Here is a 20,293-nt window from a genome sequence, read left to right as displayed (position 1 = left end):
CGCTCATCAGCCACATGAAAACATGTGTGATGAACGCCTTTGTTCAATTAGGTAGATTCAGTTTTTATGCATCCTGTTTCTGTTCAGCGAACTGCACAGAAGATCGGCTGCTTTTGTTCTACCTGATTGCACGGCTTGTACCAGCTTTTGAAAAAAGCTTTTAAATCAGCCGACTAGATCCTACCTTGCGGATTTGGGCACCAATCTGAGCCATCTAAACCGCCCCAGACTGGTGCAGAGCGCACTGATTTGTGCTCTAGCTGTACGAAAACCATTGAAAAATTAATACATATCAGCTGAATAAGTCACTGTTTGCTGAAAGCCCCAGTCTTCAATAATTGTTCCAGTTTCAATCTGAGAATTGATCTCTTTACCCTTGTAACCAAATTTTTCAATATTCTCAGGGCTGGTATGCCACCGAATATCTCCAAAAACTTTTGTAACAACAGAATCATGGACAATAACAATAGACTCAATGCGAGACTGCTTTCTTTTGCAAATTCTCCAGTACCCAGTTTGCCTTGCTAGCAAATCCTCAGGTGGAATTTTTCCCTTAATTTTCAGAAAAAGCGTATTGGACAGTTTTGCTTTGGCATCATTCAAACTCAATCGAGCTGGCTCCTTCCATTCCTCCCATATCCCTTTGGTCTTTGCTGACGCTCTAAGCAACTTAATTTTTTCTTTTAAACTTTCTATCTGAGCATCAACTCCACCGCTGTAGACTTTGACCCTGAAAAATTCACAATCCAACTTGTCTTCAATACGCTGTTGACGGATAGCGTCTGATTGTGAATTTGATAAATGCGCTGGCTCATCGATTTCAATTGCCAAATTTATTTGAGGATAAAAAAGATCAATCAGAGCATAACCACCATCCGATCTATCCACATAAAACTGTGTACATGGCATTAAGTCGGATAGTTCCTTGTCATGAAGTAAAGAACTAATAATGTAGTTTTCATGTTTTTTATACAAAGTCCTATGAATCTGCTCTATCAGATACTCATACTTCCAATCCATAAAAGTCACCATGCTTATTAGAAAAAAATACCCTCAAGATATTCTATATATCTGAAACACTTTTCAAAAACGTACGCCAGTCGTCGTCTAAAGCCTGCATATTGCTGTGGCGGCGGGATTCAAGGTGTCCCTGACGGTCTTCCGCTGAGGCAAAAGGCCCGGTTTTGCACCAGTTGCAGTAATGCTCGGATACCGGCTCGCCGACCGGGTGGGTTGGCGGATTTAATTGCTCAATCAGCTGCTGATCCGGATAGGAAGCCGCAGGCTTTACACTCCAATAGTAAGTGGTGCCTTTGGTGCCGCGAATCTGTTTATCACGATCCACGTTACGAATCCGGTAGCCATCAAAATCGCTTTGCAAAAACGGCCGCATGCCCAGCAGCTGAACCGGTTGACCTTGGTGTTCCAGATCCAGATGAATACCGCACTCCAGATCCCACTGACTGTAGGGTTTCAGATCTTTAGAGCTGATCAGCGCGAGTTGCGCACCATTGGGATCGAGAAAGAAACTGAAAGCGTGTTGCAGATAAAGGCGCAGCAGGCGGCGATTCAACAGGTTGGTTGTCAGGCCACCGGCCTTTTCAAAGGCTTCTTTACTGGTAAAGGATGGAATCAGGGGAAACTGGAAAATCAGAGCATCAAAACGCCCTTTCAGGCTCTCCGGCCAGGTTTCACTATTAGTGATATCAAGGGCAGTAAACACCTCACTACCCTGCTGCTTAAGCTCATGGAAGGCACAATCCTGATACTTGGCCAGCAGCTCTTCCTCCTGATCCAGAACACTGGCAGCCACTAAGCCTTTGGCATCAGGTGTCTGAGCCAACATCTGATTCAGTGACAGTGAAAAGGAGAGATCGCCATCCCCTACGGTGAGAATGCGCCAGTTTGGATCGAGATACATTGAAGAGCCCTTGCAGAACAGCTATGGCATCCGGCAGATCAGTCTCTGAGCCGGACACCCGAAAAGGGCGGAATTCTATCAGTTATCGGGCAGCGATGGGATAGAAGCGGATATCCCAGTCCGTAATACGTCCCTGCCAGTAGGGTTGCCAGTTGTCACCGGATTGCATCCAGCCTACTTCAGCTCTGTGGGGTAGCAGCATGCCTTCAACATTGTGGTAATCAGAGAAGTGTCCTACCCAGGGTGCGTAAATGGCTTCTCCGTTCAGGCTCTGGCGATAGCGGCTTTCAGCCCGCACAGTTTCGATCAGCCCCTGATCATTAAAGCTAAAGGTCAGAGCGACTTCCTGCCCTGCAACCTCCAGCCTTGCCTCAGCGCTGGTATTATCGATCTCCTGCCACTGCACACCCTGTGAAGGCAGCAAACGAGTGGGATACCAGGGGCTTTCCGCTAAAAAGCGCATCAGTTCGCCCTCGGCAATATCACCATTGCCCTCTTCTTCCGCCACAGTAATCAGCCCCATCACTTTAGCCTGCAACCAACCGCGCCCCTGATTGTAGCTATCAATCACATAGGCATTGATACCGGGAGCCATGGAAACCTTAGCCTGCCAGATAAAACGTGGGGAGTGCATGACCACATCCTGCTGGGCTGAAAAGCCTTTCCAGGCATCCTGTTTCGGAGAGAGGTTGATCTGGCCTTGCTGTTGGAGAGTGACATCTGCAACCAGAGGTTGCCGGGGGGTTAAAACAGTTTGGAAGAAACGCTGTACGGGTTGAGGAAGACCTGCCAGTTCTTTATCAGGATCATATTGCGTCAAAGGCTCAGGTGATGCTCCGGCCTGTTCTGCCTCAGAAACCTGCTCAGGCTGATAAAAGTCCTGAACCAGCTGCTGGGTTCGCCTCTGCCATTGCGACTGACAACCCAAAACAAAGACAAATGCGACAAATACGATGGCAAAAAAGATTCCTGCTGCCTTAAACCACATCCCTAGTCTCCCCATATCCTGTTTGGTCTGAGTCTTTTCTTCTCTCAACGGGTATAAGTAAAAGGCAGGTTATTTAGCCTGCCTTTGGGTAGAGAGATAATAGATCAGACTAGCAAGAGTCTATGATGAAGGGGTGATACTTTTTGTAGCTTTTCGTGAAAAAATTCTGCGGAACAGTCTGAAAACACGGTTATCCGCAAAGCCATCACCCAAAACCAACATACAAGGGGTCAGGAACAGGGTCAGAACCGTGGCAAAAGCCAGACCACCAGCAATAGCACTGGAAAGCTGAGTCCACCATTGCGTTGATGGTGCCCCCCAACCTAGGCTGTGTTCCACCAGATTCACGTTAACGCCCAGTACCATAGGCATCAGACCCAGTACTGTGGTCAAAGCGGTCAGCAGTACCGGACGAAGACGCATACAGCCGGTTTCCAGAGCGGCTTCAAAGGCGCTGAAGCCTTCTGAACGTATCCGGTTATAGGTATCGATCAGGACGATATTGTTGTTCACCACAATACCCGCCAGAGCAATAATCCCCATACCCACCATCACCACACCGAAGGCCTGACCCGTGATCAGTAGCCCCAACAATACACCCGCAGTGGAGAAGATGATCGCCGACAGAACCAGCATTGTCTGATAGATGCTGTTGAACTGAATAATCAGAATCAGCATCATCAGCAGAATCGCCACCATAAAGGCTCCCATCAGGAACACCATGGACTCTTGCTGATCCGCATCCTCACCACCAAAGGTGACAGAAACTGTATCCGGCAGCTCATCCAGACGACCTTTCAGGGCGATCAGGCGCTCATTGACCTGCTCACCTTCCGCAACATCACCTGAGATGGTGATGGTTCGCTTACCATCCAGACGACGCAGAATACCCGTCTTAGGTGCAGGCGTCAGAGTGACAAAGTTGCTTAGCGGCACCTGCCCATAAGGAGTATTCAGGCTCTGACGGTTGAGCTGATCCAGCGTACGTGCGTATTCCGGCAGGCGGATACGGATATCCACTTCATCGCTGGCATCTTCCGGACGGTAACTGGCCAGTTTCAGACCATTGCTCACCAGCTGCACCGCATTGCCTACGCTGGCAACGGTAGCGCCGTATTGAGCTGCTTTCGCACGATCCACCTCAAAGCGCCATTCGATACCCGGCAGAGCGCGGTCATCATTCACGTCGGCGAAGCCACCCAACTCGTCCATTATCTGACGGGTTTGAGCAACGGCAGAATAGATCTCCTCAGGGTCGTTACCACTGATACGCAGTTCCACCGGCTTACCAGATGGAGGACCACCTTCCTGCTTACGGAATTCGAAGATCACACCGGGAATATCCTTGGTGCGTTCACGCATCTCATCGAGAATCACATTAGCCGGACGGCGGGTATCCCAGTCGGTAAAACGGAACTGAATAACACCGATCACATCTTCTGCTAACTGACCACCCGCTGCGGCAAAGGAACGGGCGTACATGGCTTCCACTTCCGGCATGCCGTACAAACGAGTTTCGATACGTTGCAACAGGGCATCTTTCTCATAAACCGAGAAGTCACCCAGGGTACGAACCTGAAGCTGTGCGGACTCCGGCTCTACATCCGGGAAGAACTCCACGCCGTGATTCAGTTTGCCGTATGCGGCATAGATACCGCCCATCAGGGCTAACATCAGAACCAGCGTCGTTGTCGGGAAGCTCAGACAAAGATTCAGCACACGACGGTAAGCCTTGCCGCCACCGGACTGATGCTGAACGTGATTCATATCGATATCACTCACCGCCGGACGTTCTTCAGCACTGAGTTTCTCGCGTTTACCAAACACCTTACCCATCACCGGCAGGAAGATCAGCGCCATCGCCAATGAGGCAAACAGACAGATCATCACAGTAGCAGGCAGATACTTCATAAACTCGCCCATTACCCCCGGCCAGAACAGCAGCGGCAGGAACACCATGATGGTGGTTAGCGTTGACGCTATGATCGGCCACGCCATACGGCTGGCAGCATGTGCCCAGGCATCCTTACGGGAGAAACCCTCTTTCTGATGACGATCCGCCAGTTCTGATACCACGATGGCACCATCCACCAACATACCCGCTACCAGAATTAGCGAGAAGAGCACAATAATGTTCATGGTAAAGCCGAGGGAGGACACCACCAGAATACCGGTCAGGAAAGCACCGGGAATGGTCAGCCCCACAAGGAAAGCTGCACGGGCACCCATGGCAGCCAGCATGATAATGAGTACCAGAATCACAGCAGTCATCACGTTGTTCAGCAGATCCGACAGCATGCTTTTTACTTCGGATGACTGATCCATCAGATAACGCACTTCCAGATCTGGCGGCAGCTGAGATTCAGCGGCTTTAAAGAGTGCACGGACCTTATCAATGGTATCGATGATGTTGGCACCGGTACGCTTTTTAATCTCCAGAACCACACCCGGCTGGCCGTTAATACGGGCAAAACCATCGGGATCGGTAAAGGTACGGCGAATGGTCGCCACCTCTTTAAAGGTCACCACGGTCTGACCGGACACCTTGATCGGCATATTCATTACGTCTTCAAGGTTTTCGATCACACCGGGAATTTTCAGGGTCATACGACCCGCACCGGTATCCAGACTACCGGCGGCTACCAGCTGGTTATTGTTACTCACCAAACCGTACAGGTCGGAGTAATCCAGGTTGTAGCTGTCCATCGCCTGAGGATCCACCACGATCTCCAGCAGATCTTCACGATCACCGGCGATATCCACTTCCAGAACTTCAGGTATGCCTTCAATCTCCTGTTGCAGGCGACGGGCGATATAGACCAGTTGTTTCTGGTTGATCGGGCCGGAAAGCCCCACGGACATTACCGGAAAGAGAGCAACATTAATTTCGTGAACCGTAGCCTCATCAGCTTCAGCAGGCAGCTTGGATTGGGCGCTATCGACCTTCTCGCGCACATCCTGCAGGGCGGTTTTCGGATCAAAACCGGCATCAAACTCCAGCGTCACAGAAGCATGGCCTTCACCTGCCACGGCGGTCATCTTCTTAATGCCTTCCAGTGAGCGCAGCTCCTGCTCCATCGGACGCGCCAGAAGACGCTCAGAATCGGCAGGGCTGATGCCACTCAGTCCCATGGAGACATAGATAATCGGAATGGTAACGTCCGGATTCGCTTCTTTCGGAATCGACTGGTACGAGGCCATACCGCCGACAATCAGCATGATCAGAACAAAAAGCGTGGCCCGGCTTCGGTCCATCGCTGCCCGGATAATGGTTTCCATATCAGTTCGCTCCGTTTGCTACCGCAGCCACAGGGGTATCGGCGCTCTTGTCAGCAACGGGACGATCCGCACCGGAAGCACTGACAACCACGACCTTCTGACCCGCCTGAACAAAGCCACCACCCAGACTGATCACTGGAACACTCTCCGGAAGACCGGTTACCCAGGCACCATCGGTACCTGTGCTGAGCAGTTCAACAGGCTGGAAAACCACTTTATCCTGACCGTTAACCCACTTAACCCCCAGCTCGCCTTTGTCATTCAGACTCAGCAGTGCCGGCGATAGTTTATGAGCAGAAACATCACCCAGATGCACGTTCAGAGTCGCACTGGCACCTGCGATACGCAGCTGATCCGGGTTATCCAGAGAAACTTCAATCGGGAAACTACGGGTAGAAGCATCGGCAGCACTGGCAACAAAGCTCACCCGACCTTCAAGCTGACGACCATCCAGTAGTGTAATCTCAACTGGCTGACCAACAGCCACATTAACCACATCCTGCTGTGGCACCTGAGCGGTTACCTTTAGGCGGTCGATATTCACCAGACGCCCCCAGACTTCACCGACGGTCATGTACTGCCCCAGCTCTGCATCCAGCTGATCCACGACACCATCAAAAGGTGCTTTCGGTGCAGCATGACTCAGCTGTTGCTGTGCCATCACAAGGCTTGAACGAGCACCTTCAAGTTCGCTTTCCAAACCCAGAACCGCAGTTTCGGTTTGCAGATTGGTACGGTAGAGTTTTTTCGCCGCTTTCAGCTCTGCTTCTTTAAGACGAACGCTGGCTTTTGCGCTGGACAACTGCGCCTGGTATTCACTTTGGGAAAGGCGGATCAGAGGTTCACCCTGAGAGATCCGGGCTCCCTGTTCAACCAGAACAGATTCAACGGTCCCGGCAACCTGAGTACGTAGCTGGACACTGCGCCAAGGCTCAATCTGCCCCTGCAGCACCGTCTGACGGTCATAGAGTGAGGCTTCAGAACGCTGAATCTCAACCTGTGGCAAAACAATCGAAGGCTTGGAGTCTGCAGTCGCCTCGGGAGCTTCCGCTAGCGCCGTATCCACACGGGCAGTAAACGCCCAGCCAACGAAACCTACTACAGCAACCGCTGCAGCAACTTGCGAGATTTTAATTTTCACAGGATGCCTCTATCGTCCATAAATCGCAGTGTTATACCCCCAAAGCGGGGTATGAAAAAAAGATAACAAAGAGTAACAAAAGCCGTTGTGGTAAGTAACCGGATTAAGCTGATTTTTAGAGCAATACTTCAAGTTGTACGTGAAATATCTTTCAGGTAGATCATGACAAATATCACAAGACTGACCTGACCGGTTTTGCTTTTATTCCCCATTTCTCGTCAGACGATGAATCAAGTTCCTATCGTCTGCATCCAGAATGCCTTAAATCGATTTTACCGATAAACAAAATAGATTTAATTCACTTTTCAGATTTTATTGCAGCGCCATAATAGCCCTACTTTTTCTATGATTCAGGGCGCTCCCCATGCTACATCTGCTGATCATTACTTTGCTGGCGATGGTTATCGCTAAACAGCCGCTTTTCGCTGAATTCGGCCTTGGCAGTCTGCCAATGGCGATTCTGCTGGGTATGATCTCAGGTGCATTTTTTCGTGGACTGGGTTTTGCGTCGGTGGATTCAACACCTTCTGCCAGCAGCCTGTTCTGCCAACAGAAGCTGCTGCGTCTGGGCATCATTCTTTTGGGCTTTGGCCTGACATTCCAACAGGTCGAGCAACTTGGCTGGCAGGCACTGGTGATTGATCTTGTGGTGATCACACTGGTTTTGCTGATAGGTATCAGTGTAGGCATACGTGTGCTTGGGATGAGCCGGGAACTGGCGGTACTGACCAGTGTGGGCAGTGCGGTCTGTGGGGCTGCAGCAATTATGGCAACAGAGCCGGTTGTGAAAGGTGGGCATCGTCAGGTGTCCGTTGCCGTTGCGACAGTTGTACTGTTCGGTAGCTTGTCCCTGCTGCTCTACCCCGTACTCTTCAATCTGTTGCAGATTGCCCCAGAGCAGTTCGGTATCTTTATTGGCAGTACGGTGCACGAAGTGGCTCAGGCTGTAGCAGCAGGACAAACCATCAGCCCGGAAGCCCTGCAAACCGCCATTATGACCAAACTGATTCGGGTACTGTGCCTGGCACCTGTGGTGATCACTCTGGGTTTGCTGCTGTTCCGGGATAGAGAAACGGCCAGTGATCATGTCGACGGTAAAGCCAGAAAACTACCGGTAACCTTCCCGCACTTTATCGGCTTTTTCATTCTGGCGGTGCTGATTAACAGTCTGGTACAGTTGCCGGAATTAGCCTATGACGTGATCAGTTTTATCAGCCAGTTCAGTCTGACCATCGCGATGGCCGCCATGGGGTACAACACCCGCTGGAGCACACTGCGACAGGCAGGAATCAAGCCCATCCTGCTGGCTGCCATTCTGTTTGTGGTGCTGATTGTGACCGGCTTATCGCTTAACCTGCTGCTGTACGCCTGATCGGTTTATCAGACGTACAGCAGAAGAGAATCAGCTCAGAATATGCTTAATCGGCTGCAGTGGTTTTGGCGGCTCTTCTCCCAGAGCTTCCGCCACTGAGATCTCATTCACCCGACACATGGCTTCCAGCGGCAGGTGGTTTGCGCCTTCCTTCGTGAAAGGATATTCCAGCTCTTCAGACAGGGCATCCAGTCCGAAGAAACAATACGCCACCAGGGTGGTAAAGAAAGGCGTCAGCCAAAGCGCATTACCCACCAGCCCTAAAGGCAGCAGGAAGCAATAGATGTAAGCGGTTCGGTGCGCCAGTAAGGTGAAAGCAAAAGGCATTGGTGTATTTGCCAGCCGCTCCAGTCCCGCCTGAATTCCCGCCAGCGCCGTCAGGTGTTTATCCATCATACTGACGGCAACCGTATCCAGCCGCCCCTGCTGATGTTCGCGGGTGATAATGGTGGTCATCTCACGTAAAACCGCATCTGAAGGATTTGCCGATTGCATCAGGCGCGCCGTTGTTGGTGCATCCAGTAAACTGGCAATCGCAGGGCCTGAATCCGAACCCGGACGTAAACTCTGGCACAGGGTATGAGAAAAGGCTGCGGTAAGCTTCAATAGCGGCTTGCGTGATTCTTCCGGAAGTAAAAGCAGCTCAGTGGCTCGTCCCATGGCACGGGTTTCATAAACCAGACTGCCCCACAATTTTCGACCTTCCCACCAGCGGTCGTAGGCAGCATTGTTCCGAAAGCCGAGAAAAAGGGACAGCGCGATACCCAGCAGGGTGAAAGGTGTCAGGCTGAACTCCGGCAGTTCAAAGGTGTGATACTGGTAAACAAAAACAACACCGGAAGAAAACAGCGCCAGCAATATCATCTGAGGCAAAACACGGGGAATGACGGAACCGCGCATCGTCAGCAATAAGGTAAGAAATCCAGCTCTTTTCTGAACGATCACGTAAGCTCCTTAACGGCCTGAGCCGTACCCTATCTCATTGAACGGACAGGCATCTTAGCACTAAATCACCACACTCCCTATTCTGCGCAGTTACTCACAACTGTGCATTCAAAGTCAGTTTATTACCGCAAAAAGATTAGGTAACGTGGAGCGACATTTTCTCCATTAAGGTTTGTCATGCCCCGGATTGCGATCTTTGCGGATATCCAGAACATCTATTACACCACCCGTCAGGCTTATGGCCGCTCTTTTGATTACCGTCGTTTCTGGCAACAGATTCAGCATGAGGGCGATATCGTTCACGCCACCGCTTATGCCATCAGCAGTCAGGATCCCGGCCAGCAGAAATTCCAGCAAGCGTTGAAACACATCGGATTCGAGGTAAAGCTAAAACCCTTTATCCAACGCAGTGATGGCTCAGCCAAAGGTGACTGGGATGTCGGCATCACACTGGATCTGTATGAACAGGCCACTGAGGTAGATAAAGTGATTCTGCTTTCAGGTGACGGGGATTTTGATCAGTTGCTGGAACGGGTCAAAGTCCGATTCGGAACTGAAACACAGGTCTTTGGCGTACCCGCGTTAACCGCCAACAGCCTGATTCAGAGTTGTGATCGGTTTAACGAGATTACTGAAAACCTTTTAGTGGGCAATTAATAAGAATTACAAAGCCCTATAGGAAGAAAAACTATCATCTCTAAGCCGCCTGTGCGGCGGTGAACCTCAATTCAGGGGCGGCAACCCCACTGTTTACTTTCTAAGCCGCCTGTGCGGCGGTAAACATGGGAATACGGGTGACCTGCAGTGTCTGCATTTTCTAAGCCGCCTGTGCGGCGGTGAACACATCAATAGTTGCCCTGGCTTGAGGCATACCTTTCTAAGCCGCCTGCGTGGCGGTGAACCAGTCCGCCACTGAGGTTTTCAGTGGTTGGATTTTCTAAGCCGCCTGTGCGGCGGTGAACCGCTCTAAGTCCGCATGGCCTTTTTTTCATGGTTTCTAAGCCGCCTGTGCGGCGGTGAACGAGTACCGGCGTTTTGGTCTGTGTTTTTTGCGTTTCTAAGCCGCCTGTGCGGCGGTGAACCGTATTATTGGGCTTGTGCTTCTTGGTATTGCTTTCTAAGCCGCCTGTGCGGCGGTGAACGATCAGACCAACCGCCCCGGCGGATTTGTTCATTTCTAAGCCGCCTGTGCGGCGGTGAACTTCGCTGGTCACGTAAGGCGATCGCTTTTAAATTTCTAAGCCGCCTGTGCGGCGGTGAACAAAACCGGAGGTCTGCGTCGAAAACAGCGGAATTTCTAAGCCGCCTGTGCGGCGGTGAACGTTGAAGAAGGGGACGTGTGACATATTTTTGTTTTCTAAGCCGCCTGTGCGGCGGTGAACTGGAGCGATTGACCGGAAACCAACCGCCAGCCTTTCTAAGCCGCCTGTGCGGCGGTGAACCGCCTCCGGCTGGTATCCGTTCTTTTACGACTTTTCTAAGCCGCCTGTGCGGCGGTGAACGGGAATAATTATGGCAGTAGTTGCTTATTTGATTTCTAAGCCGCCTGTGCGGCGGTGAACGGGAATAATTATGGCAGTAGTTGCTTATTTGATTTCTAAGCCGCCTGTGCGGCGGTGAACGAGCGAAGGCCACCGCAGAGCTGAAGCGAACCTTTCTAAGCCGCCTGTGCGGCGGTGAACTTTACAAGGTGCGCTGAAAGGCTGCTTTGTCTTTTCTAAGCCGCCTGTGCGGCGGTGAACACGGACTTCGTCCTCCCCAGCGCGCTCTGCGATTTCTAAGCCGCCTGTGCGGCGGTGAACTCGGAAAGGGCGGTGCATCCGTTTTCATCGAATTTCTAAGCCGCCTGTGCGGCGGTGAACAGTAAAAAAATATCTCAAAAAATCGCTACAACAGTGACTTAAACAAAAATATCAGAAAATACCTTTATTTTTGCCCCTGCCGTAACTATCTGATTTATAAGTTCCTTTTTAAAGAGCCATTTTTTAGGTCAAAAGTGCGGTACGGTGGTGATCTTGTCACCCCGCTCTGCACTCAGTCCGTAGCAGTTGAAAAGACCGGGTTTAAACGCAGCTACCTCTACCCGCTGAATAAACAGTGGGAAGCGTGCCGAACGCTCGGGGTTAGCGGCTTTGGTTAGCTGGCTTTCCATCCAGACAAAGGGGGTTTTAACCTCCGCTTTGGGTTTGGATTTTTCCAGCTGTTTCAAACACTCCGCTAACGGTTGACCGGACTTTTCAGCCCATAGCACGGCTTTATCCTGCATATCTTTTTCGATACGCGCCTGACCTTTAACCCGCTGGCGAATAAAGGCCACCGGGGTAGCATGCTCCGGCACCGGCTGAATCGATTTAAGGTGGATGTAATCTTCAAACCGGCTTAGAAAACCGGCAAGATTCAGTTTCTCCAGCTGTGCTTTGTCCTCTGCGATAACACGCAGTTTATTACCCAACGGAAATCCCTTGCTGCCATAGGCCGGAAAGCTGACCGCGATGGCGCTGTGCTGAGCATCCACCTTTTGTTCAACCAAGGCGATATGCACCTGCTGGTAGATTTTCTGCCAGAGAAAGCCTAAAGCGATATCCTCATCGGGCAATAAGGTAATGTCTTGGTAATAGTTCATCAATGAGACTCCTAGCTCTCACCCTCACCAAACACACCACCCCGAATTAGCATGGCAACCACAAAGTGCTGATCGTCTTCACTCAGCTGGGCTGAACTCTCACCACTTAGCCATTTAAGCAGTAATGTTTTGAAGTCATTTTTACTTGAACGATAAGCAACGCCACGCTGAGTAACAGAGCCATAAGCTTCAATTGCGATAGGTTTATTTGTTTCGCTAAATTTCGGATACCAGTCGTCGATGGTGCGCAGTGCGTTGCCAATTTTTTCGCAATGCATAGCGGCTATACCATCAAGTTCAAATAGATAACGGCTTTTCTCACCTTTAGGTGAATTCAGCACCATTTCTTGGGATGGCCAGACACGCTGTGCATCACCCAGTTGAGCAAATGCTTCGACCTTAAGCACAGGTCTGTCTTCACCCGTTAATCCCGACAGTATGACCTGAGCCAGCCTGTTAACCTGTTCGTCATTCGCTGTAGTGCTATTAAGGGAATAATCATAAGCATCAAATTCTAGAGATTCAGCTAGGCACTTGCCGGATACCCGAACCTTGATTTGTTCTGCACCGACCCGGTTACGCCATAAAAAGCGTCCATTTGCGATATTGTATGCATATCGTACCGCCAGTTCTTTAATGCCTGTTTGCACATAACCGGCAATCACTTCATTAAAGCGGTTTTCAAATGTTGTATCGTTACAAGCTGTCGGATGTTCTACACCCGATACGATTCGCAAACTGAAGTTTAAACGCAGTGTGTCCTGCCCATGTTTAAGTGCAGCATCATCCCCCCAGGACAAATTCGCTTCAGCAATCTGTTTCTGGAGCTGTTCTTCATCGGCCAGGACTTCTTTAGAAAAGTTACTCTTTACAGCACGGTTGCGGCGATCAAACAACTTAATCGGTAGCCAGTTTTCTTCCTTTCCTATCTCAGACCAATTACCTGAAAACATAACGCCGTCCGAAGGCTCAAGTTTACGGTCAAATGCTAATACTGAAGGCAAAGTTAAAGTAGACATGTTTCATCCTTAAAATAAGTTAAGCGTTTCTTCATCAATATCGAATTGAGACTGGTTTTGATCAATTTCGGAGATATTTGCTTTATCTGGCTTATTTGAACCCTGCTGGCATAAGTACCACTCATCGCACTGGTGATAACGCCAGATAAATTCTTCAAGTCTGCGAACCCGGTGCATGCTGAGCCACTCACCGATTGAGTGAATCGCTTCTACAAAACGAGTAGGGGTACTTGGATCTCGGGTGCACTCAACCTGGCCTGCATCATAAACCTCACTTATTGCCTTATAACCAACCATAAGTGGCACCAGATAGCCTTTTCTCTTCTCATAGCTCCAGGATGCATCAGTCTGTTCATCCGGTTCGGTTTGCCCTTCTTTTAGCTTGGGGTTTGCTGTCGATTTAAGAGCTGAAAAATCAAGCCAGGCATCCAATACTGGTTGAGATAGGTCTTTGCCCACAGTTGTAGAGATACTTTCTACCTGCTGTGCGAGAAAATCACTTTGATCTTTTAAGGCAAAACCCGGCATGCAAAGCTGCTGTACTTTTTTGAGCATGGCGTTTTCTTGCTCCTCTGTACTTGCGGACAGAAGTTTCACTCTGTCCATATCGAGTACAGAACCACCGGCAATACGCATAGAGCGGCATAACAATTCGATGTGATTCTCAAGCTTGTCAATCTGCTCTAATGTGAGGGATAAAGGTTTGTCCAGTTCAAGCACCAAGCTCACCGTCAGATTAACTTTGCCTTCCTCAATGATGGGAGGAGAGTTGCTTTTATGCTTCGCTAGAACCGGCGGATTTTTGCTTTGTAAGAACTCTAAATCAGCAAACTCTTTTGGTTGATAGACTTTGTTATCAACTTTGTTGGCAATCACGATGCAGCCCGTAAACTCGCAGGGATAATCACCTTCATAACTGTCAGAGAATTTACGATTCAATGCATGGGTGAAACCCAGAAATTGCGTGATTGAGGGGAAGCCCCAAGTAAAACCCGCGATAGTATTGGCGTTTTGAATTTTGATACGGCTTAAGACGAGATACTGACTCATAATGCAACCTCCTGTGCAGCAACAAACGTCCTTAAGCGCAGAGCAAATACTCTTTCCAGGCCTTTGATTTGCTGAGGGTTCAACTCAAGTCTTCTCTTTTCGTTGAGTTGTTTACTTAGCCAAAATGAAAAGTCCTTACACAGTTCTTTCTGCCACGCGTTTGTTACTTTTTCTGCCTTACTGATGTCATCATCCCGCCATGGCTCAAACAACAGCTGATACTCAACGGGTAGTTTACTTTGTAGCGTCCAACCCGGCTTCTGGTTGTGATTCACGGTTAAAATGAAGTCAAACAGCTCGCTGATAATGTCATTTAATTTATTGACAATAGCCTTGCGACGTTCGGGTTTACTATCACTAAGGGCTTTGTTTTTGAGTATCTTAAAGTATTTCCGTAGCGTCTGAATTTCCGGCATCAACTGATACGCCAACTGCTTGTTAAAAAGCTCATCGCCGTCTCGAAAGCCGACTGGTTGCATTGCCCATTGTGGCGGCTGGGCAGATAGCAGAGTTATTTTCCCACCTCTGACACCGTTCAATGCTGATGCGTTGGAGTGATTGGACCCTGTGATATTTAATTTAGCTTTGTTTGGGTAGCTAATTAATACCGTTGGACTGTACTTACCCTTTTTTCGCTGGTCTCTGGCTTTTACCTGCACTTCATCATCAAAGAATTTACGAAACTCTAAATGCATTGCTTGGGCAAGTGATGAGGATGTAAGCGGTAACAATAGATGGTAGTTATTTGTAGCGATTGGAAAGTAGACCTGCTTCGATAAGAAATAGCTTTGCTTCTTATCACTGTCATAGGCTTGCTTTAATCCACTCACCCAGCGTTGAATCCGGGCCTGATCTTCTGTAAATACTTCAAAGAATTCATAAGAATCAACTTTTAAGCAGTCCAGCACTGAATAGCCATCGCTACTGACTTTTAAAATATCGGCTACAGGCAGAGAGGCCGCATTAGAAGATGCGGTATCAATACTGGGATCAACTAGGCTGTTAGTTGTGAGATAACGATTGTCCCGACACTTGGAGGCATCTAAAACACTACTTCCTTTACTGCTGGAATGAGTCAGTTTGGCGACATGTGTCGCAAAGCTGATATCTTTGGCTTTATCGACCCATTCATCCAGCCAAGCCGATGGTTTATGTTGTTGTTTAAGCTCAGCGACAAAGCCTTCATATTCACTTTTAAGATCATGCAGCTCACTATCAACAACCTCTTCACCAATTAAAGAAAGTAGTGCCTGATATTGTTGCTGCTGAAAAGCCAAAGCAGTTTGTTCTTTTGTTTTCTTGGTTTTCTCAACGCTTTTAACGGCATCACTGTCACTGCACAGACGCTTTGCAATGCTGAGCAACCGGGTATTTATTCCCTTACTCACAACTCCTTTTTTTGTCTGCGGTTTAGATTTCAGATAATTTTCTTCTTTCGCATCTCGCCGTTTTGCTAAGTAAACCTCTATGCCCTTAGCCAGCGTTTGAGACGTTTGACTACTTACCATCACCATACTCATCCTTTCGCAATATTTTATAAATCCCTAACTCTGGCTGATACTGCCACTGCTGTGCTGCGTTATCATCCAGTTCTTCCAGTGCTACATGGGTATAAGTCTGTAGCGTTTCTGATTCAGCTTTGCCATAAGCTTTAGACAGATGCTCAATCTCTGACTGCAGATCAAACTGATGCCAAATACTCACCCCTGCTCCTAAATCCAGCGCTTTTCGGGGAATCCTGATATCTGAGGTATTAAGGTATTCTGAGGGATAAACGCCCTGAGCTTTCTTTTGCCAGACAGGCTTATTCTCCCGGGTCAGAGCTAAACAGAAGTCATCACTATTTCTTGATCGTCTAAATGGCTGTAAGCGCTGTATTTCACCGCACCATGTCACATCGCTTTGCCACCAATGAGCGGCATAATTATTCTGTTTTGGGCTACCTTTCAGCTTTATCATCTGCGCAAAATGCTCAAGCTCTGAAAACTTATTGAATTGATGAGTAACTGTTAAATCAGGACGTCCATTCGGTTGGCTTGGTTTATACAACACTCTCGGGATGGCATTAATTGTTTCCAGGTCAGCATCAACTTTTAACGCTTTTAAGTCCGATGAGGAATAACGTAAGAGCTTTGTTTCAAATCCTGGCTTTTCGAAACAAGGGGCCTTCCTCTTCAGAGCTTTATAATTTTGCGTCAGGATATGGATGTTTTCCTGATTCGGCGGCTGCATGCGGTGACGTTGAACCCGTCCCGCCAGCTGAATGATTGAACGCAGGGAGCTTGGCTCAACGATAGCCCAGTCATAGTCGTGATCACGCCCAACTTCAGCTACGGATGTCGCCAAAACTACAAAGATGTGATGTTGGGTATCTGTCTGTTCAATAATTTCTTTGATACCAGAACAACTTTGCCAATCCTCTTCCTTATGGCGTTTAAGTGCTCGATCAAGCATTTTCTCGATGCTGGTACGCTGTAGAAGAGGGTATTGGCTGTGATAAATGCAGTAATGAATCTGAGTATTTTCGGGTGCGGCCATTTCAAGTAACTGCTGCGAGATATGCACCAGAGGGTTGATATTCGCCATTCTAACCAAACCAATAGATACCGACTTCTCACCGAATAAAACAGAGTGCTGTGAGTGCAGCTCAGTAATGGATTGATAGATACGCTGAGCAAACGCTTCGCTGGGTGTAGAAGCTGAAGAGGTATTTAAATCAACCAATTTGCCTTTTCTTAAAACTTGCTTCTTAGTGAGTTTATTAACTCTTTTGGCAACAAAACCATTATGTTCTTGCGCAAATTCTTTACTATCTTGCACCAACTTTTCGTGAGGCTTATTGCATTCATCAAACCATGCACAACAGATTTTGTTTTCTCCATTTTGCTCACCGTTTGCCTGAACGAAGTGCTTGCGCCCTGCTTGATAAGCTTCAAACAGACTGGTAGCAAAAGAAGGGGAAATGGTAGCCGTAGAAAGCAATACACGGCTGCCTAACATACCAGCCCAGTTCACTAAGCGGCATAATGCAGGTAGATCATCCAGACCAAAATCATCGGGTTCATCTAATACAAGGTCAGAAGTTAATAAACGTAACATTGGAGCAATTTGACGCCCTCCTCTTACTCCTTCAGTCACCGGTATCAGATAATCAATGGTGCTTACCAGTACTGGTGCATGAAGTAACCTGAGGATTTTAAGGTCATGCTTACACCAAGAAATTTGCTCCAGCAGCTCAGTATCTAAGTCATCTAATAGCGCAATTTCATCTTTCAGCAAGGACTCTCTGGACTGGCTACCATGGTCTGCATCCGCACTAGAGTCATCTGTCAGAGGAACTTGCTGTAAATCCCTGACCGCTTGAGATCCCACTAACAAAGCAATATTTTGATTCGCTAACTTCTGACTGGCATCATCCGAATCAAACAAGTCTTTCTTCAGTGCATTGGCCGTCTGAATAGAGAGTGTTCTTAAACCTAAAGCCACGTTAAAACGACATTGGCCTTCATCAGATAAGGCGTACATAATTTTGGCATTAGCACGGGTCTTCCCTTTGCCTGTGGAGGCCATAGATATTCCGAAGAAGCCATGCGTTTTAGTCTGATCTTTGATTTTTCCAGCTAATTCAGTTGCTTTATCCTGCCAACCGAATTCGTTCTTAAACTTGGATGGCACGGGCTTTTCAAGCGCTTTTACTCTATCGAGCTTTTTCAAATAAGCCCTTAAACCGGGTAAATCCCGTGCTATCTTATAAGCCAATTCTCCGACTCTGATATTGTGCTCATCCAGTTTCTGTTTTTGATAGCGTTGACCTTGTTCATCCATATCTGTATTGGCATAAGCACGGTAGTTTCTATCTGACAGATTATTCTCAACATCTTTTCTGGAAGATTCAGCATGATCCGCCAGCATCAGAGACAACCGAGCAAGATGCTTGGTCGATAAATTCGTCTGCCACTCGGGTTCAAATAGTCGCAGGCAACCCGAAACTTTTTTAGCAAGACGCGATACATGGTTCTGCCAGAATGCGCTTTTAAACGGAGTACCCACCGGAAAACTCCAGTTCCTGGCAATATCTGATTCTGACCACTGCTCTGATGTAACTTGCGGTGAATTCCAGCATGGTTCAAAAATTGATTGCCACTGATTGATAGCGGCTAAGTCAGGTGGATTATCCAAACCAAACGGGTATTGAGGCAGTTTATGATGAGAAACAATTAACCAGCCCACCGTCGAGGCAATAGGTGGAAGATGAGTTAACGGACAAGGAATATCTGTGGTCAAAAGGTCTCTGTAACTATGCAGCGCCTCAAGTACTTCGTCTTCTGTTGAGTTATTGACCTCAGCAAGCTTACTGAGCCATTGCTGATCTGTTTGCTGCCCAACAAAAGCCTGAAATAGCCTCAAAGATATCCACTCGTGCCGAAGTGGTTCCGATATTTGGCTTTTTTTCTCAACATCTAACTTATTCTGGAATAGCTGATTTGATTTGCCGATATCATGAAAAAAGCCCGCTATTGCAGCCAGATTAGCGATTACTTCAGCATTCAGTGCGAATCGTTCTTTAATGAGTAGGTCTTTCTCAGTGCTATTAACCGGCACAATTCCTTCCCCGTTAAACTTATTCTTATTACCCACCACCCAAAGCAATTGGCTACGGGATCGGGAACGTATCCAATGGCAACTGACAGCTGTGCTTTTACTGGCCGTTTGACGCAGCATCTTTTTAACCGTTAACAGCCCTTCCTCTGTTATCAGGGTTTGCCAGGTGTTATCGCCGATTCGATTGGCGAAAGCGTCTAACACCCGCCGGGTTCGTGCCAGAGCTTTTTTCTCGCACTGGGAAACAAAGGTAACCATCATAGGTTTTTTTCCTCAATTTCCTGTGCGGACATATTCTGCAGGGCAATCTTTTTGACCGTATCAAACATAAAGTCCAGTGCTTTATGATCGGTAAACGCCTGCAAGACCTGCTGACGGAATTCCTGCTCGGTGGCATTTTCTTTGGCACAGATAAAAGCCCAGGGTAGCACCAAGGCATCCTTAATCAGATCCGCCACATCAAACACCAGTGCCCCTCGCCGGGTTTTGCCGTGCATGACGGCAAAACCATGAGGAATACCCAAAACCCACAAACAGCTGGCAGCAAGGCCATAAGCCAGATAGTTACCATGATTCAGAAAAGCATTGGCTTTGTCCTGAGCCTGATGCTGACGGAAAAAATCACCCAATTGGGTATTATTTGCTGCGTGTTTGTAGAGTGTTTTGGTGAGTTGAGCCTCTGTCAGCAAAAGGTCTGAGGATTGCTTTGCAGCATCGGTGCGGGAATAAAACGTCGCCAGTGCTTTTTCAATAAGCGTGTCACTGACAGAAAAACCTTCAAGTTTAAGATCACGGTCTTTCTGCCAGATACGCTGCAAATATTCGATACGGGCGTTCTGAAACTGCTTCGCGGCACTCAGACGTTTATCGTCATCAAACCAGAACTGCATCCAGCCCTGAAGATATTCCGTAGGACGGTATTCACTTTGCGGGGTTAACCACTCCACCTCACAGGCCATATACAAAGGCGTGCCACCACCACCGCAAAAGCCGACTAAAACGCCTGCCTGCGCCAACATACGCATGGCCGCTTGTGTGATAGACGTACCATTACCCAATAACAGCACCGTGGTATTCGCGATGGGAATATTAAAGTAGAGATTTTCTTTGCTGGCCTCGGTCAGGTAGAGCACCCGACCATCTTTCTGCATCACCCGGCAGTACTCCAGATAAAACAGATTGGCACGTTTTGAATGCAGAATAGCTTTCAGATCTGACGGAGAAAAATCGTCCATAGCTACTTTTCCTATTCCTTTAGTAACTGCTTACAGAAGTCTGAGATTGAAGCATACCTTTGATTCAATCTCTTAATCAGACAACATACATCTTTTCTTTCTAACGGTCTGTAATGCC

At 48.3% G+C, this 20,293-nt stretch carries 14 protein-coding genes and 1 CRISPR repeat array; of the genes, 2 read left to right on the top strand and 12 right to left on the bottom strand.

Annotated elements, in window-relative coordinates; translation table 11 throughout:
• Positions 1-282 precede the first annotated feature (282 nt).
• The 5 genes from BV405_RS01755 to BV405_RS01735 form a co-directional block, all read right to left on the bottom strand.
• Positions 283-1,020: an AbaSI family restriction endonuclease gene (locus BV405_RS01755; RefSeq protein ID WP_140054418.1), complete on the bottom strand. Its 738-nt coding sequence runs from the start codon at positions 1,018-1,020 to the stop codon at positions 283-285.
• Positions 1,021-1,063: 43 nt separating this feature from the next.
• On the bottom strand, positions 1,064-1,921 hold the full coding sequence (locus BV405_RS01750) for a Rossmann-like fold-containing protein (protein ID WP_086479126.1): 858 nt from the start codon (positions 1,919-1,921) through the stop codon (positions 1,064-1,066).
• Between the two features lie 82 nt (positions 1,922-2,003).
• A complete protein-coding gene (locus BV405_RS01745; protein WP_086479125.1) occupies positions 2,004-2,909 on the bottom strand; it encodes a DUF6920 family protein in 906 nt (301 codons plus the stop codon).
• Positions 2,910-3,029: 120 nt separating this feature from the next.
• A complete protein-coding gene (locus tag BV405_RS01740) occupies positions 3,030-6,188 on the bottom strand; it encodes an efflux RND transporter permease subunit (protein ID WP_086479124.1) in 3,159 nt (1,052 codons plus the stop codon).
• 1 nt (position 6,189) lies between these two features.
• Positions 6,190-7,329 carry an efflux RND transporter periplasmic adaptor subunit gene (locus BV405_RS01735; protein ID WP_086479123.1) on the bottom strand — a complete coding sequence of 380 codons (1,140 nt, stop codon included), beginning with the start codon at positions 7,327-7,329 and terminating at the stop codon, positions 6,190-6,192.
• Positions 7,330-7,693: 364 nt separating this feature from the next.
• Between BV405_RS01735 and BV405_RS01730 the strand changes: the two genes are divergently transcribed.
• Complete coding sequence (locus tag BV405_RS01730) at positions 7,694-8,701, top strand: YeiH family protein (protein WP_086479122.1); 1,008 nt, start codon at positions 7,694-7,696, stop codon at positions 8,699-8,701.
• 30 nt (positions 8,702-8,731) lie between these two features.
• On the opposite strand, the gene BV405_RS01725 is transcribed toward BV405_RS01730, so the two are convergent.
• A complete protein-coding gene (locus BV405_RS01725) occupies positions 8,732-9,646 on the bottom strand; it encodes a bestrophin family protein (RefSeq protein WP_086479121.1) in 915 nt (304 codons plus the stop codon).
• Positions 9,647-9,823: 177 nt separating this feature from the next.
• Between BV405_RS01725 and BV405_RS01720 the strand changes: the two genes are divergently transcribed.
• Positions 9,824-10,303 carry a LabA-like NYN domain-containing protein gene (locus tag BV405_RS01720; RefSeq protein ID WP_086479120.1) on the top strand — a complete coding sequence of 160 codons (480 nt, stop codon included), beginning with the start codon at positions 9,824-9,826 and terminating at the stop codon, positions 10,301-10,303.
• A 37-nt stretch (positions 10,304-10,340) separates the two neighbouring features.
• Positions 10,341-11,508: direct repeats of the CRISPR family, unit length 28 nt; unit sequence TTTCTAAGCCGCCTGTGCGGCGGTGAAC.
• 128 nt (positions 11,509-11,636) lie between these two features.
• Here the strand turns inward: BV405_RS01720 and cas6f are convergent.
• Genes cas6f through cas1f form a run of 6 tightly spaced genes read right to left on the bottom strand, consistent with a single transcriptional unit; the run spans position 11,637 to position 20,175 of the window.
• A complete protein-coding gene (gene cas6f / locus BV405_RS01715; RefSeq protein WP_086479119.1) occupies positions 11,637-12,269 on the bottom strand; it encodes a type I-F CRISPR-associated endoribonuclease Cas6/Csy4 in 633 nt (210 codons plus the stop codon).
• 11 nt (positions 12,270-12,280) lie between these two features.
• The gene (gene csy3 / locus BV405_RS01710; protein ID WP_086479118.1) at positions 12,281-13,288 is read right to left on the bottom strand and encodes a type I-F CRISPR-associated protein Csy3; all 1,008 of its coding nucleotides are present in this window, start codon (positions 13,286-13,288) and stop codon (positions 12,281-12,283) included.
• 9 nt (positions 13,289-13,297) lie between these two features.
• A complete protein-coding gene (gene csy2 / locus BV405_RS01705; protein ID WP_086479117.1) occupies positions 13,298-14,338 on the bottom strand; it encodes a type I-F CRISPR-associated protein Csy2 in 1,041 nt (346 codons plus the stop codon).
• A complete protein-coding gene (gene csy1, locus BV405_RS01700) occupies positions 14,335-15,852 on the bottom strand; it encodes a type I-F CRISPR-associated protein Csy1 (RefSeq protein WP_176330004.1) in 1,518 nt (505 codons plus the stop codon). The genes csy2 and csy1 overlap by 4 nt, the downstream gene beginning before the upstream one ends.
• On the bottom strand, positions 15,836-19,201 hold the full coding sequence (cas3f, locus tag BV405_RS01695) for a type I-F CRISPR-associated helicase Cas3f (protein WP_086479115.1): 3,366 nt from the start codon (positions 19,199-19,201) through the stop codon (positions 15,836-15,838). The genes csy1 and cas3f overlap by 17 nt, the downstream gene beginning before the upstream one ends.
• A complete protein-coding gene (gene cas1f, locus BV405_RS01690; RefSeq protein WP_086479114.1) occupies positions 19,198-20,175 on the bottom strand; it encodes a type I-F CRISPR-associated endonuclease Cas1f in 978 nt (325 codons plus the stop codon). Before cas1f ends, cas3f begins: the two co-directional genes overlap by 4 nt.
• Positions 20,176-20,293 lie beyond the last annotated feature (118 nt).

This window comes from Oceanospirillum sanctuarii (genome assembly GCF_002150805.1).
Taxonomy (GTDB): domain Bacteria; phylum Pseudomonadota; class Gammaproteobacteria; order Pseudomonadales; family Halomonadaceae; genus Oceanospirillum; species Oceanospirillum sanctuarii.
Note: the sequence above shows the minus strand (reverse complement) of the source record. Positions and strands in the feature narration are given on the sequence as shown.